We start from the raw sequence: 11,442 nt of genomic DNA, 5'->3' as shown, positions 1-11,442 counted from the left end.
GTCTGCGTTTCGCTATCCGTGAAGGCGGTCGTACCGTCGGCGCCGGCGTCGTAGCCAAGGTTATCGAATAAGTCTCTTACAGAGTCTGCTCGATGATTGAAGAAGCCCCCGCTTAGCGGGGGCTTTTTTATTGGGTTGACACCTATCTGGGGCGTCTATAGAATTGCGCCTCCTTTTAACGGGCGTATTGCGCCCGGTGGGAATAGCAGCCGGAGTCTGAAATCCAATGCAAAATCAGCAAATCCGTATCAGGTTGAAGGCTTTTGACCATCGCCTGATCGACCAATCCACCCAGGAAATCGTGGAAACCGCGAAACGTACTGGTGCTCAAGTGCGTGGTCCAATTCCACTGCCTACCCGTAAAGAGCGGTTCACCGTTCTGGTCTCCCCGCACGTCAACAAAGACGCGCGTGACCAGTACGAGATCCGTACTCATAAGCGCGTTCTGGACATCGTCCAGCCAACGGATAAAACCGTTGATGCACTTATGAAGCTTGATCTTGCGGCCGGTGTGGAAGTGCAGATCAGCCTCGGCTAAGACTCGGTCTTAGTCGTGTAACGCTCTGAAATGGGCGGCCATAGCGGGTGAAAGCCCCGTACACTCATGAGGTTTACAACATGACTATTGGTGTAGTCGGTCGTAAATGCGGTATGACCCGTATTTTCACCGAAGAAGGTGTCTCCATTCCGGTCACGGTCATTGAGATCGAGCCGAATCGCGTCACCCAGTTCAAAACTGAAGAAACCGATGGCTATCGTGCAGTGCAAGTCACTGTCGGCGAGCGTCGCGCTTCGCGTGTAACAGCTGCTCAAGCTGGCCACTTCGCCAAGGCGAACGTTGCCGCTGGTCGTACCGTAATGGAATTCCGCCTTGAAGAAGGCGAGTACCAGGCCGGCGATCTGATCAACGCTGAAATCTTCGCTGCTGGTCAACTGGTTGATGTAACCGGTCAGTCCAAGGGTAAAGGCTTCCAGGGTACGATCAAGCGTTGGAACTTCCGCGGGCAAGATAACACCCACGGTAACTCCGTATCCCACCGCGTTCCAGGCTCTATCGGCCAGTGCCAGACTCCTGGTCGTGTATTCAAGGGCAAGAAAATGTCCGGTCATATGGGCGCCGAGCGCGTGACCGTGCAGTCCCTCGAAGTAGTGCGCGTGGACGCTGAACGCAATCTGTTGTTGGTCAAGGGCGCTGTTCCTGGCGCTACTGGCGGCAACTTGGTTGTACGTCCAGCAGCCAAGGCTCGCGGTTAAGGGGAAGCTGACATGCAATTAAATGTAAATGACGCTCAAGCGATCGAAGTTTCCGAACTGACATTTGGCGGCGAATTCAACGAGACGCTGGTTCACCAAGCAGTCGTGGCCTACATGGCTGGCGGCCGTCAAGGTAGCAAGCAGCAAAAGACCCGTTCCGACGTTTCCGGTGGCGGCAAGCGCCCATGGCGTCAGAAAGGTACTGGCCGTGCTCGTGCCGGTACTATCCGTAGCCCAATCTGGCGTGGCGGCGGTACCACTTTCGCAGCTCGTCCTCAGGATCACTCCCAAAAGCTGAACAAGAAGATGTATCGCGCAGCAATGCGTTCCATCCTTGCTGAGCTGGTGCGTACTGATCGTCTGGTCGTGGTTCAGGACTTCGCTGTTGAAGCACCGAAAACCAAAGATCTGCTGAACAAGCTGAACGGCATGGGCCTGACTGACGTCCTGATCGTGTCTGACGCTGTTGATCAGAACCTGTACCTGGCTGCTCGCAACCTGCCACACGTCGATGTTCGTGATGTGCAAGGTTCCGATCCGGTCAGTCTGATCGCATACGACAAGGTGTTGATCACCGTGTCGGCCGTGAAGAAATTCGAGGAGCTGCTGGGATGAACCAGGAACGCGTATTTAAAGTTCTGCTTGGCCCGCACGTTTCCGAGAAGGCTACGGTTCTGGCAGACAAGAAAGGCCAGTTCGTTTTCAAGGTTGCTACCGACGCAACCAAGCTGGAAATCAAGAAGGCCGTCGAAAGCCTGTTCAGCGTGAAAGTAGAGCGCGTGACTACCCTGAACGTTCTGGGTAAAAGCAAGCGCACTGCTCGCGGTCTGGGCAAGCGTAATGACTGGAAGAAGGCAGTTATCTCCCTTCAGCCAGGCCAAGATCTCGATTTCAGCAGCAGTGCTGAGTAAGGAAGGGGTGCATCATGGCAATCGTTAAATGCAAACCGACTTCCCCTGGCCGCCGTTTTGTGGTCAAGGTGGTCAACCAGGAGCTGCATAAAGGCGCTCCTCACGCACCGCTGCTCGAGAAAAAATCGAAGTCTGGTGGTCGTAACAACAATGGCCGTATTACCACTCGTCACATCGGTGGTGGTCATAAGCAGCATTACCGTATGGTCGATTTCCGTCGCAACGACAAAGATGGCATCGTCGCCACTGTCGAGCGTATCGAATACGATCCAAACCGTACTGCTCACATCGCACTGCTCTGCTACGCAGACGGCGAGCGTCGCTACATCATCGCCCCTAAAGGCGTGAGTGCTGGCGACACGCTGATCGCAGGCGCTCTGGCTCCAATCAAGCCAGGCAACGCTCTGCAGCTGCGCAACATTCCAGTCGGTTCTACCGTACACGGCATCGAACTGAAGCCAGGTAAAGGCGCACAGATCGCTCGTTCCGCTGGTGCTTCGGCTCAGCTGATCGCTCGTGAAGGCGTGTACGTTACCCTGCGTCTGCGTTCCGGTGAAATGCGTAAAGTCCTGGCTGAGTGCCGTGCGACCCTGGGCGAAGTCTCGAACTCCGAGCACAGCCTGCGTTCGCTGGGTAAAGCTGGTGCCAAACGCTGGCGTGGCGTTCGCCCAACCGTTCGTGGTGTTGCCATGAACCCGGTTGACCACCCACATGGTGGTGGTGAAGGTCGTACCTCTGGTGGTCGTCATCCGGTATCGCCATGGGGCTTCCCGACTAAGGGCGCGAAGACTCGTGGTAATAAGCGTACCGACAAAATGATCGTCCGTCGTCGCAAGTAAATAGAGGGATACGACAGTGCCACGTTCTCTGAAAAAAGGTCCTTTTATTGATCTTCACCTACTGAAGAAGATCGAAGTGGCGGCGGAAAAGAACGATCGCAAACCAGTTAAGACCTGGTCGCGTCGTTCGATGATCCTGCCACAAATGGTCGGTCTGACCATCGCAGTACACAACGGTCGTCAGCACGTCCCAGTTCTCGTGAACGAAGACATGGTCGGCCACAAACTGGGCGAGTTCGCCGGTACCCGCACATACCGTGGGCACGTGGCTGACAAGAAAGCCAAGCGTTAAGGGGTAAGGAAATGGAAGTAGCCGCTAAGTTGTCGGGCGCTCGAATCTCCGCCCAGAAAGCCCGCTTGGTCGCCGACCAGATCCGCGGGAAGAAGGTGGGCGAAGCGCTCAACCTGTTGGCTTTCAGCAGTAAGAAAGCCGCCGAGATCATGAAAAAAGTGCTGGAGTCGGCCGTAGCCAACGCCGAGCATAACGAAGGCGCAGACGTTGATGACCTGAAGGTCAGCACCGTTTTCGTCAACGAAGGGCGTTCGCTGAAGCGCATCATGCCACGTGCCAAAGGCCGTGCTGATCGCATCGTCAAGCGGTCTTGCCATATCACTGTCAAGGTTGCTGACAAGTAACGGAGTCGAAGAGATGGGTCAGAAAGTACATCCCATTGGCATTCGCCTGGGAATCGTCAAGGAGCACAACTCCGTCTGGTACGCAGACGGTCGGACTTATGCGGACTACTTGTTCGCTGATCTGAAAGTGCGTGAGTATCTCCAAGACAAACTAAAAAGCGCGTCCGTAAGCCGTATCGACATTCATCGTCCGGCTCAGACTGCACGCATCACCATCCACACCGCTCGTCCAGGTATCGTTATCGGGAAGAAAGGTGAAGATGTTGAGAAGCTGCGTCAGGACCTGACCAAGCAAATGGGTGTGCCTGTGCACATCAATATCGAAGAGATCCGCAAGCCGGAACTCGACGGTATGCTGGTTGCGCAGAGCGTAGCTCAGCAGCTGGAGCGCCGCGTCATGTTCCGTCGTGCTATGAAGCGCGCCGTACAGAACGCAATGCGCATTGGTGCCAAAGGCATCAAAATCCAAGTGAGCGGTCGTCTCGGCGGTGCTGAAATCGCACGTACTGAATGGTATCGCGAAGGTCGTGTGCCACTGCACACCCTGCGTGCCGACATCGACTATGCCAACTACGAAGCTCACACCACCTACGGTGTGATCGGTGTGAAGGTTTGGATCTTCAAAGGCGAAGTAATTGGTGGTCGCCAAGAAGAGCTGAAGCCGCAAGCGCCAGCGCCTCGTAAAAAAGCTGCTAAGTAAGGGGTACGCCAAATGTTGCAACCAAAGCGTACGAAGTTCCGCAAGCAGATGACCGGCCACAACCGTGGTCTGGCACTGCGCGGTAGCAAAGTCAGCTTCGGCGAGTTCGCGCTGAAGTCTGTTGCTCGTGGTCGTCTCACCGCTCGTCAGATCGAGTCAGCGCGTCGTGCTCTGACCCGTCACGTAAAACGTGGCGGCAAGATCTGGATCCGTGTATTCCCGGACAAGCCTGTCACCAAAAAGCCACTCGAAGTTCGGATGGGTAAAGGTAAGGGTAACGTGGAGTACTGGGTTGCCCAGATCCAGCCAGGCAAAGTCCTGTACGAGATCGAGGGTGTTTCTGAAGAGCTGGCGCGTGAGGCTTTCGCCCTGGCTGCTGCAAAGCTGCCGCTCGCCACCTCCTTTGTTAAACGGACGGTGATGTGATGAAAGCGAATGAACTTCGTGAAAAATCAGCACAGCAGCTGAACGAGCAACTGCTCGGCCTGCTGCGCGACCAGTTCAATCTGCGTATGCAGAAAGCAACTGGCCAGTTGGGGCAGTCCCATCTGCTCTCGCAAGTTAAGCGTGACATTGCTCGCGTGAAAACTGTGCTCAACCAGCAGGCAGGTAAGTGATCATGGCTGAAGCCGAAAAAACTGTCCGTACGCTGACTGGCCGTGTTGTCAGCGACAAGATGGACAAAACCATCACCGTTCTGATCGAGCGTCGCGTTAAGCACCCGATCTACGGTAAATACGTTAAGCGTTCGACTAAGCTGCACGCGCACGACGAAACCAATCAGTGCCACATCGGCGACAAGGTCACTATTCGTGAAACTCGTCCGATGGCCAAGACCAAGTCTTGGGCGCTGGTTGATGTTCTCGAACGCGCTGTGGAAGTCTAAGGGCTAGGGGTCGGAGAAATTATATGATTCAGACTCAATCCATGCTCGATGTGGCCGATAACAGCGGCGCTCGCCGCGTTATGTGCATCAAGGTGCTGGGTGGCTCCCATCGTCGTTACGCTGCAATTGGTGACATCATCAAAGTTACCGTCAAGGAAGCAATTCCTCGCGGTAAGGTGAAAAAAGGCCAAGTGATGACTGCTGTCGTAGTCCGCACTCGCCATGGCGTCCGTCGTGCTGACGGCTCCATCATCCGCTTTGATGGCAACGCTGCTGTTCTGTTGAACAACAAGCAAGAGCCAATCGGCACCCGTATCTTTGGGCCAGTGACCCGTGAACTTCGTACTGAGAAGTTCATGAAGATCGTCTCGCTCGCCCCAGAAGTGCTGTAAGGAGATCCGACATGCAAAAGATTCGTCGTGACGACGAGATCATCGTGATCGCCGGCAAAGACAAAGGTAAGCGCGGTAAGGTGCTGAAGGTTCTTGCTGACAACCGTCTGGTTGTTGGTGGTCTGAACCTGGTCAAGCGTCATACCAAGCCTAACCCGATGTCGGGCGTACAGGGCGGTATCGTCGAGAAAGAAGCGCCACTGCACGCTTCCAACGTCGCCATTTTCAACGGCGAAACCAACAAGGCTGACCGCGTTGGTTTCAAAGTAGAAGACGGTAAGAAAATTCGTGTCTTCAAGTCGACCCAAAAAGCGGTTGATGCTTGAACACTGCTAGGTAGAAGACCATGGCACGACTAAAAGAGATTTACCGGAAGGAAATCGCACCGAAACTTAAGGAAGAACTTAAGCTTTCGAACGTGATGGAAGTTCCGCGCGTTACCAAAATCACCCTGAACATGGGTCTGGGCGAAGCGATCGGCGACAAAAAAGTCATCGAGCACGCTGTTGCTGACCTGGAAAAGATCACCGGTCAGAAAGTCGTTGTGACTTACGCTCGGAAATCCATCGCTGGCTTTAAAGTCCGTGAAGGTTGGCCGATCGGCGTCAAAGTGACCCTGCGCCGTGAGCGTATGTACGAGTTCCTGGATCGTCTGCTGTCGATCTCCCTGCCTCGGGTTCGCGACTTCCGCGGCCTGAATGCCAAGTCCTTCGACGGTCGTGGCAACTACAGCATGGGCGTTAAAGAGCAGATCATTTTCCCGGAAATCGATTACGACAAGATCGACGCTCTCCGCGGTCTGGACATTACCCTGACCACCACTGCTCGGACGGATGACGAAGGTCGCGCACTGCTGCGTGCTTTCAAATTCCCGTTCCGCAACTGATTGGAGTAGGAAAATGGCCAAGAAGAGCATGAAAAACCGTGAGCTGAAGCGTCAGCTCACCGTTGCCAAGTACGCCACCAAGCGTGCAGCGCTGAAAGCAATCATCGTCGATCTGAACGCAAGTCCAGAAGCGCGTTGGGAAGCTACCGTAGCACTGCAAAAGCAGCCACGTGACGCAAGCGCTTCGCGCATGCGTAACCGCTGCCGCCTGACTGGTCGTCCGCACGGCGTGTACCGCAAGTTCGGCCTGGGCCGTAACATGCTGCGTCAAGCTGCTATGCGTGGTGACGTTCCAGGTCTGGTTAAAGCCAGCTGGTAAGCACCGTCAAAGCACTGGTGGTCAGGTTCTTCGGATCCTGACCACCGGTAGCCTTGAATCTGGATCAAGCCCCTTTTGGGGCTTGATTCATTTCTGGGGTGTGTCTAGAATACCCGGCTCGCCTGAGCCCGTGTTTTTATTGCGCGGATGCACTCGGCGACACGTACTAGCCGAAAGGCTAATTTTTTGTGTATTAGGAGCGTCTAGCCCATGAGTATGCAGGACCCGTTAGCGGACATGCTAACTCGTATCCGTAATGCCCAGATGGCTGAAAAGTCCGTCGTAAGCATGCCATCTTCTACTTTGAAGGTAGCTGTTGCCAAAGTCCTGAAGGACGAAGGTTACATTGCGGGTTATCAGATCAGCAGCGAAATCAAGCCACTGCTGTCCATCGAGCTGAAGTACTTCGAAGGCCGTCCGGTCATCGAGGAAGTGAAGCGCGTTAGCCGTCCAGGCCTGCGTCAGTACAAGTCCGTCGAGGATCTGCCGAAAGTTCGCGGCGGTCTGGGCGTGTCTATCGTCTCCACCAACAAGGGTGTGATGACTGATCGTGCTGCGCGCGCTGCCGGTGTCGGCGGCGAAGTTCTTTGCACTGTGTTCTAAGGGGGGATAAGCATGTCTCGCGTCGCTAAGAACCCCGTTAAGCTGCCAGCCGGTGTCGAAGTCAAATTCGCAGGCCAACAGCTTTCGGTGAAGGGTGCCAAGGGTACTCTTGAACTGAACATCCATTCGTCCGTTGAGATCGTTGAAGAAGCCGGTGAGCTGCGTTTTGCTGCTCGCAATGGCGATCAGCAGACTCGCGCAATGGCTGGTACCACTCGTGCGTTGGTAAACAACATGGTCCAAGGCGTAAGCCAAGGCTTCGAGCGCAAGCTCCAGCTGGTCGGTGTTGGTTACAAAGCGCAAGCAAAAGGCTCGGTTCTGAACCTGGCTCTTGGCTTCTCGCACCCAGTGGATTACGAACTGCCGGAAGGCATCACCGCTGAGACTCCTAGCCAGACCGATATCCTGATCAAGGGCATCGACAAGCAGCTGGTAGGTCAAGTGGCCGCCGAGATCCGCGACTTCCGTCCACCAGAGCCGTACAAAGGCAAAGGTGTGCGCTACGCGGACGAAGTCGTCCGTCGTAAAGAAGCCAAGAAGAAGTAGGGCATAGCAAATGACCGACAAAAAAGTTACTCGACTGCGTCGCGCTCGCAAAGCACGCCTGAAAATGCACGAACTCGAAGTCGTGCGTCTCTGCGTGTTCCGCTCTTCGCAGCACATCTACGCCCAGGTCATTTCGGCCGACGGCAACAAGGTCCTGGCAAGTGCCTCGACTTTGGATAAAGAACTGCGTGATGGCGCCACTGGCAACATCGACGCGGCCACTAAGGTTGGCCAGCTGGTCGCTACGCGTGCTAAAGCCGCTGGCGTCTCGCAGGTGGCTTTCGACCGCTCTGGCTTCAAGTACCACGGCCGCGTCAAGGCGCTGGCTGATGCTGCTCGTGAAGCTGGGCTGGAGTTCTAAGTTATGTCAAATAACGACCAAAAGCGCGACGAAGGCTACATCGAGAAGCTGGTTCAAGTTAACCGCGTAGCCAAAACCGTAAAAGGCGGCCGTATCTTCACTTTCACCGCGTTGACCGTGGTAGGTGATGGTAAAGGCCGTGTTGGCTTCGGCCGTGGCAAGTCGCGTGAAGTGCCTGCTGCGATCCAGAAGGCAATGGAAGCTGCTCGCCGCAACATGATCCAGGTTGATCTGAACGGCACCACCCTGCAGTACGCAATGAAGTCTGCCCATGGCGCTTCGAAGGTGTACATGCAGCCTGCTTCTGAAGGTACCGGTATCATCGCTGGCGGCGCTATGCGTGCTGTCCTCGAAGTTGCTGGCGTTCAGAACGTTCTGGCCAAGTGCTACGGCTCGACTAACCCAGTAAACGTGGTTCACGCCACTTTCAAGGGTTTGAAAGCAATGCAGTCTCCTGAATCCATTGCCGCCAAGCGTGGCAAAAGCGTCAAGGAGATCTTCTGATCATGGCTACCGTAAAAGTTACGCTGATCAAAAGCATGACCGGCCGCATCCCTAACCACAAACTGTGCGTTAAGGGTCTGGGTCTGCGTCGCATCGGTCACACTGTAGAAGTCCTGGATACTCCCGAGAACCGCGGGATGATCAACAAGGCTTACTACATGCTGCGTGTCGAGGGTTAATCGATGAAACTCAATGATCTGAGTCCAGCGCCGGGTTCCCGTCGCGAAAAGCATCGTCCGGGCCGTGGTATCGGTAGTGGTTTGGGCAAGACTGGTGGCCGTGGTCACAAAGGTCAGACCTCCCGCTCCGGTGGCACCATCGCTCCAGGCTTTGAAGGCGGTCAACAGCCGCTGCATCGTCGCCTGCCGAAATTCGGTTTCGTTTCCCTGAAAGCCATGGACCGCGCAGAAGTGCGTCTGTCCGAGCTGGCCAAAGTGGAAGGCGACATCGTCACCGTGCAGTCCTTGAAAGATGCCAACGTGATCAACGTCAACGTACAGCGTGTGAAAATCATGCTGTCCGGCGAAGTGACTCGCGCTGTCACCATCGGAAAGGGAATCGGCGCCACCAAAGGTGCGCGTGCGGCTATCGAAGCAGCTGGCGGCAAGTTCGAGGAATAAATGGCTAAGCAAGGTGCTCTCTCTGCGCTCGGCAAAGGCGGTATGTCTGAACTCTGGGCTCGTCTGCGTTTTCTGTTCCTGGCGATTATCGTCTACCGAATAGGCGCACACATCCCGGTTCCAGGTATCAACCCGGACCGACTCGCGGACCTGTTTCGACAGAATGAGGGGACCATTCTTAGCTTGTTCAACATGTTTTCCGGCGGCGCGCTGGAGCGGATGAGCATCTTTGCATTGGGGATCATGCCGTACATCTCGGCATCGATCATCATGCAGCTGATGTCCGCTGTCAGTCCGCAGCTGGAGCAGTTGAAGAAGGAAGGTGAAGCTGGCCGTCGCAAGATCAGCCAGTACACCCGCTACGGCACTGTCGTCCTCGCTCTCGTTCAAGCCATTGGCATGTCCATTGGCCTGGCGGGGCAGGGCGTTTCGTTCACTGCTGACTTCAGCTTTTATTTCGTCGCGGTAACCACGTTCGTGGCTGGCGCGATGTTCATGATGTGGCTGGGTGAGCAGATTACTGAGCGTGGTGTTGGCAACGGTATCTCGATGTTGATCTTCGCAGGTATCGTCGCCGGTCTTCCGAGAGCGATCGGGCAGTCTTTCGAGTCTGCGCGTCAGGGTGATATCAACATTTTTGCCCTGGTTGCCATCGGTCTGCTGGCAGTAGCGATTATCGGTTTCGTGGTGTTCATTGAGCGTGGTCAGCGTCGTATTGCTGTTCACTACGCCAAGCGTCAGCAGGGCCGCAAGGTATTTGCTGCGCAGACCAGCCACTTGCCGTTGAAGGTGAACATGGCCGGCGTTATCCCGGCTATTTTCGCGAGCAGCATCCTGCTGTTCCCGGCTTCGTTGGGTGCCTGGTTCGGCCAGTCTGAAGGTATGGGCTGGTTGCAGGACATCTCGCAGTCGATCGCTCCTGGTCAGCCATTGAATATTCTGCTGTTTAGTGCAGGGATTATTTTCTTCTGCTTCTTCTATACGGCGTTGATGTTCAATCCGAAAGACGTAGCGGAAAACCTGAAGAAGTCCGGTGCCTTTATTCCGGGTATCCGTCCAGGTGAGCAGTCTGCGCGCTACATTGATGGCGTTCTGACTCGTTTGACCATGTTCGGTGCTCTTTACATGACGGCCGTCTGTCTGTTGCCCCAGTTCCTGGTGGTGGCGGCAAACGTACCGTTCTACCTTGGCGGGACCTCGTTGCTGATCGTGGTCGTGGTTGTGATGGACTTTATGTCCCAAGTACAATCGCACCTCGTTTCGCACCAGTACGAATCCCTGATGAAGAAAGCCAACCTGAAGGGCTACGGCAGCGGCATGTTGCGCTGAGTAGCATCCATAAGGTTCGAGGAGTTGGTGATGAAAGTTCGTGCATCGGTGAAAAAGCTGTGCCGTAACTGCAAGATTATTCGCCGCGAAGGTGTTGTTCGGGTAATTTGCAGCGCGGAACCGCGTCACAAACAGCGCCAAGGCTGAGTGTGATTGTGCTTTAAGCCCGGCAGCTAGTGCGCTGCCGGGTTGATTATTTGTTATTACAGCGATATTATCTCGCGCCCTATTTCTTGGCTTCCGGGGCGTAGGTAGCTGTCAATTGGAGTCCCACTGAATGGCCCGTATTGCAGGCGTCAACATTCCAGATAACAAGCATACTGTTATCTCGCTGACCTACATCTATGGTGTTGGTCGCACTACTGCGCAGAAAATTTGTGCAGTGGCTGGGGTCAACCCAGCTGCAAAGATCAAAGATCTGAGCGACGAGCAGATTGAACAGCTGCGTGGCGAAGTGGCGAAGTTCACCACTGAAGGTGACCTGCGTCGCGAAATCAACATGAAAATCAAGCGCTTGATGGACCTCGGTTGCTATCGCGGTCTGCGTCATCGTCGTGGTCTGCCAGTACGCGGTCAGCGTACCAAGACCAACGCGCGTACCCGTAAAGGTCCGCGTAAGCCGATCCGCAAGTAATCGCCCCAGCGAATCGACAGGA

Annotated in this window: 25 protein-coding genes; all 25 read left to right on the top strand. The window is 55.1% G+C overall.

Annotated features, from left to right (window positions below; all coding sequences use genetic code 11):
- On the top strand, positions 1-71 hold a 71-nt coding region (locus tag ACODSJ_RS06250), incomplete at its 5' end, for an EF-Tu C-terminal domain-related protein (RefSeq protein WP_223146158.1).
- A 155-nt stretch (positions 72-226) separates the two neighbouring features.
- Positions 227-538 (top strand): 30S ribosomal protein S10, encoded by a 312-nt coding sequence (rpsJ, locus tag ACODSJ_RS06245; protein WP_003186070.1) that lies wholly within the window; start codon positions 227-229, stop codon positions 536-538.
- A gap of 80 nt (positions 539-618) precedes the next feature.
- Positions 619-1,254: a 50S ribosomal protein L3 gene (gene rplC / locus ACODSJ_RS06240; protein ID WP_003186059.1), complete on the top strand. Its 636-nt coding sequence runs from the start codon at positions 619-621 to the stop codon at positions 1,252-1,254.
- Between the two features lie 12 nt (positions 1,255-1,266).
- Positions 1,267-1,869: a 50S ribosomal protein L4 gene (gene rplD, locus ACODSJ_RS06235; protein ID WP_003186057.1), complete on the top strand. Its 603-nt coding sequence runs from the start codon at positions 1,267-1,269 to the stop codon at positions 1,867-1,869.
- A complete protein-coding gene (rplW, locus tag ACODSJ_RS06230; RefSeq protein ID WP_002555488.1) occupies positions 1,866-2,165 on the top strand; it encodes a 50S ribosomal protein L23 in 300 nt (99 codons plus the stop codon). The genes rplD and rplW overlap by 4 nt, the downstream gene beginning before the upstream one ends.
- Before the next feature lie 14 nt (positions 2,166-2,179).
- The gene (rplB, locus tag ACODSJ_RS06225; RefSeq protein WP_007955640.1) at positions 2,180-3,004 is read left to right on the top strand and encodes a 50S ribosomal protein L2; all 825 of its coding nucleotides are present in this window, start codon (positions 2,180-2,182) and stop codon (positions 3,002-3,004) included.
- A gap of 16 nt (positions 3,005-3,020) precedes the next feature.
- A complete protein-coding gene (gene rpsS / locus ACODSJ_RS06220) occupies positions 3,021-3,296 on the top strand; it encodes a 30S ribosomal protein S19 (protein WP_002555486.1) in 276 nt (91 codons plus the stop codon).
- Positions 3,297-3,307: 11 nt separating this feature from the next.
- A complete protein-coding gene (gene rplV / locus ACODSJ_RS06215) occupies positions 3,308-3,640 on the top strand; it encodes a 50S ribosomal protein L22 (protein WP_003103908.1) in 333 nt (110 codons plus the stop codon).
- A gap of 13 nt (positions 3,641-3,653) precedes the next feature.
- Entirely contained in the window at positions 3,654-4,340 is a 687-nt protein-coding gene (gene rpsC, locus ACODSJ_RS06210) for a 30S ribosomal protein S3 (protein ID WP_260958011.1), read from the top strand.
- Positions 4,341-4,352: 12 nt separating this feature from the next.
- Positions 4,353-4,766 (top strand): 50S ribosomal protein L16, encoded by a 414-nt coding sequence (gene rplP, locus ACODSJ_RS06205; protein WP_003186052.1) that lies wholly within the window; start codon positions 4,353-4,355, stop codon positions 4,764-4,766.
- Complete coding sequence (gene rpmC / locus ACODSJ_RS06200) at positions 4,766-4,957, top strand: 50S ribosomal protein L29 (protein ID WP_002555481.1); 192 nt, start codon at positions 4,766-4,768, stop codon at positions 4,955-4,957. The genes rplP and rpmC overlap by 1 nt, the downstream gene beginning before the upstream one ends.
- A gap of 2 nt (positions 4,958-4,959) precedes the next feature.
- On the top strand, positions 4,960-5,226 hold the full coding sequence (rpsQ, locus tag ACODSJ_RS06195) for a 30S ribosomal protein S17 (RefSeq protein ID WP_003194644.1): 267 nt from the start codon (positions 4,960-4,962) through the stop codon (positions 5,224-5,226).
- 23 nt (positions 5,227-5,249) lie between these two features.
- Positions 5,250-5,618, top strand: coding sequence for a 50S ribosomal protein L14 (rplN, locus tag ACODSJ_RS06190; RefSeq protein WP_024778329.1), 369 nt, complete (start codon positions 5,250-5,252; stop codon positions 5,616-5,618).
- 11 nt (positions 5,619-5,629) lie between these two features.
- Positions 5,630-5,944, top strand: coding sequence for a 50S ribosomal protein L24 (gene rplX, locus ACODSJ_RS06185; RefSeq protein WP_003186046.1), 315 nt, complete (start codon positions 5,630-5,632; stop codon positions 5,942-5,944).
- A gap of 20 nt (positions 5,945-5,964) precedes the next feature.
- Positions 5,965-6,504 carry a 50S ribosomal protein L5 gene (gene rplE, locus ACODSJ_RS06180; RefSeq protein ID WP_003186044.1) on the top strand — a complete coding sequence of 180 codons (540 nt, stop codon included), beginning with the start codon at positions 5,965-5,967 and terminating at the stop codon, positions 6,502-6,504.
- A 13-nt stretch (positions 6,505-6,517) separates the two neighbouring features.
- Positions 6,518-6,823 carry a 30S ribosomal protein S14 gene (gene rpsN / locus ACODSJ_RS06175; protein ID WP_003186042.1) on the top strand — a complete coding sequence of 102 codons (306 nt, stop codon included), beginning with the start codon at positions 6,518-6,520 and terminating at the stop codon, positions 6,821-6,823.
- Between the two features lie 210 nt (positions 6,824-7,033).
- On the top strand, positions 7,034-7,426 hold the full coding sequence (gene rpsH, locus ACODSJ_RS06170) for a 30S ribosomal protein S8 (RefSeq protein ID WP_017848802.1): 393 nt from the start codon (positions 7,034-7,036) through the stop codon (positions 7,424-7,426).
- 12 nt (positions 7,427-7,438) lie between these two features.
- Positions 7,439-7,972 (top strand): 50S ribosomal protein L6, encoded by a 534-nt coding sequence (rplF, locus tag ACODSJ_RS06165; RefSeq protein ID WP_024077677.1) that lies wholly within the window; start codon positions 7,439-7,441, stop codon positions 7,970-7,972.
- A 10-nt stretch (positions 7,973-7,982) separates the two neighbouring features.
- Positions 7,983-8,333: a 50S ribosomal protein L18 gene (gene rplR / locus ACODSJ_RS06160; RefSeq protein WP_003186037.1), complete on the top strand. Its 351-nt coding sequence runs from the start codon at positions 7,983-7,985 to the stop codon at positions 8,331-8,333.
- A gap of 3 nt (positions 8,334-8,336) precedes the next feature.
- Positions 8,337-8,837 (top strand): 30S ribosomal protein S5, encoded by a 501-nt coding sequence (rpsE, locus tag ACODSJ_RS06155; RefSeq protein ID WP_003186035.1) that lies wholly within the window; start codon positions 8,337-8,339, stop codon positions 8,835-8,837.
- Positions 8,838-8,839: 2 nt separating this feature from the next.
- Positions 8,840-9,016, top strand: coding sequence for a 50S ribosomal protein L30 (gene rpmD, locus ACODSJ_RS06150; RefSeq protein ID WP_003186033.1), 177 nt, complete (start codon positions 8,840-8,842; stop codon positions 9,014-9,016).
- A gap of 3 nt (positions 9,017-9,019) precedes the next feature.
- Positions 9,020-9,457 carry a 50S ribosomal protein L15 gene (gene rplO / locus ACODSJ_RS06145; protein ID WP_003228720.1) on the top strand — a complete coding sequence of 146 codons (438 nt, stop codon included), beginning with the start codon at positions 9,020-9,022 and terminating at the stop codon, positions 9,455-9,457.
- Positions 9,458-10,786 (top strand): preprotein translocase subunit SecY, encoded by a 1,329-nt coding sequence (gene secY, locus ACODSJ_RS06140; RefSeq protein ID WP_260958025.1) that lies wholly within the window; start codon positions 9,458-9,460, stop codon positions 10,784-10,786.
- Positions 10,787-10,816: 30 nt separating this feature from the next.
- Positions 10,817-10,933 (top strand): 50S ribosomal protein L36, encoded by a 117-nt coding sequence (rpmJ, locus tag ACODSJ_RS06135; RefSeq protein WP_002555468.1) that lies wholly within the window; start codon positions 10,817-10,819, stop codon positions 10,931-10,933.
- Positions 10,934-11,063: 130 nt separating this feature from the next.
- Entirely contained in the window at positions 11,064-11,420 is a 357-nt protein-coding gene (rpsM, locus tag ACODSJ_RS06130; RefSeq protein WP_003194635.1) for a 30S ribosomal protein S13, read from the top strand.
- The last annotated feature ends 22 nt before the right edge of the window (positions 11,421-11,442 follow it).

The sequence above is a fragment of the Pseudomonas sp. FG6 genome (assembly GCF_057809015.1).
The sequence above is the reverse complement of the archived record's forward strand: the minus strand, read 5'-3'. Positions and strand labels throughout refer to the sequence as shown.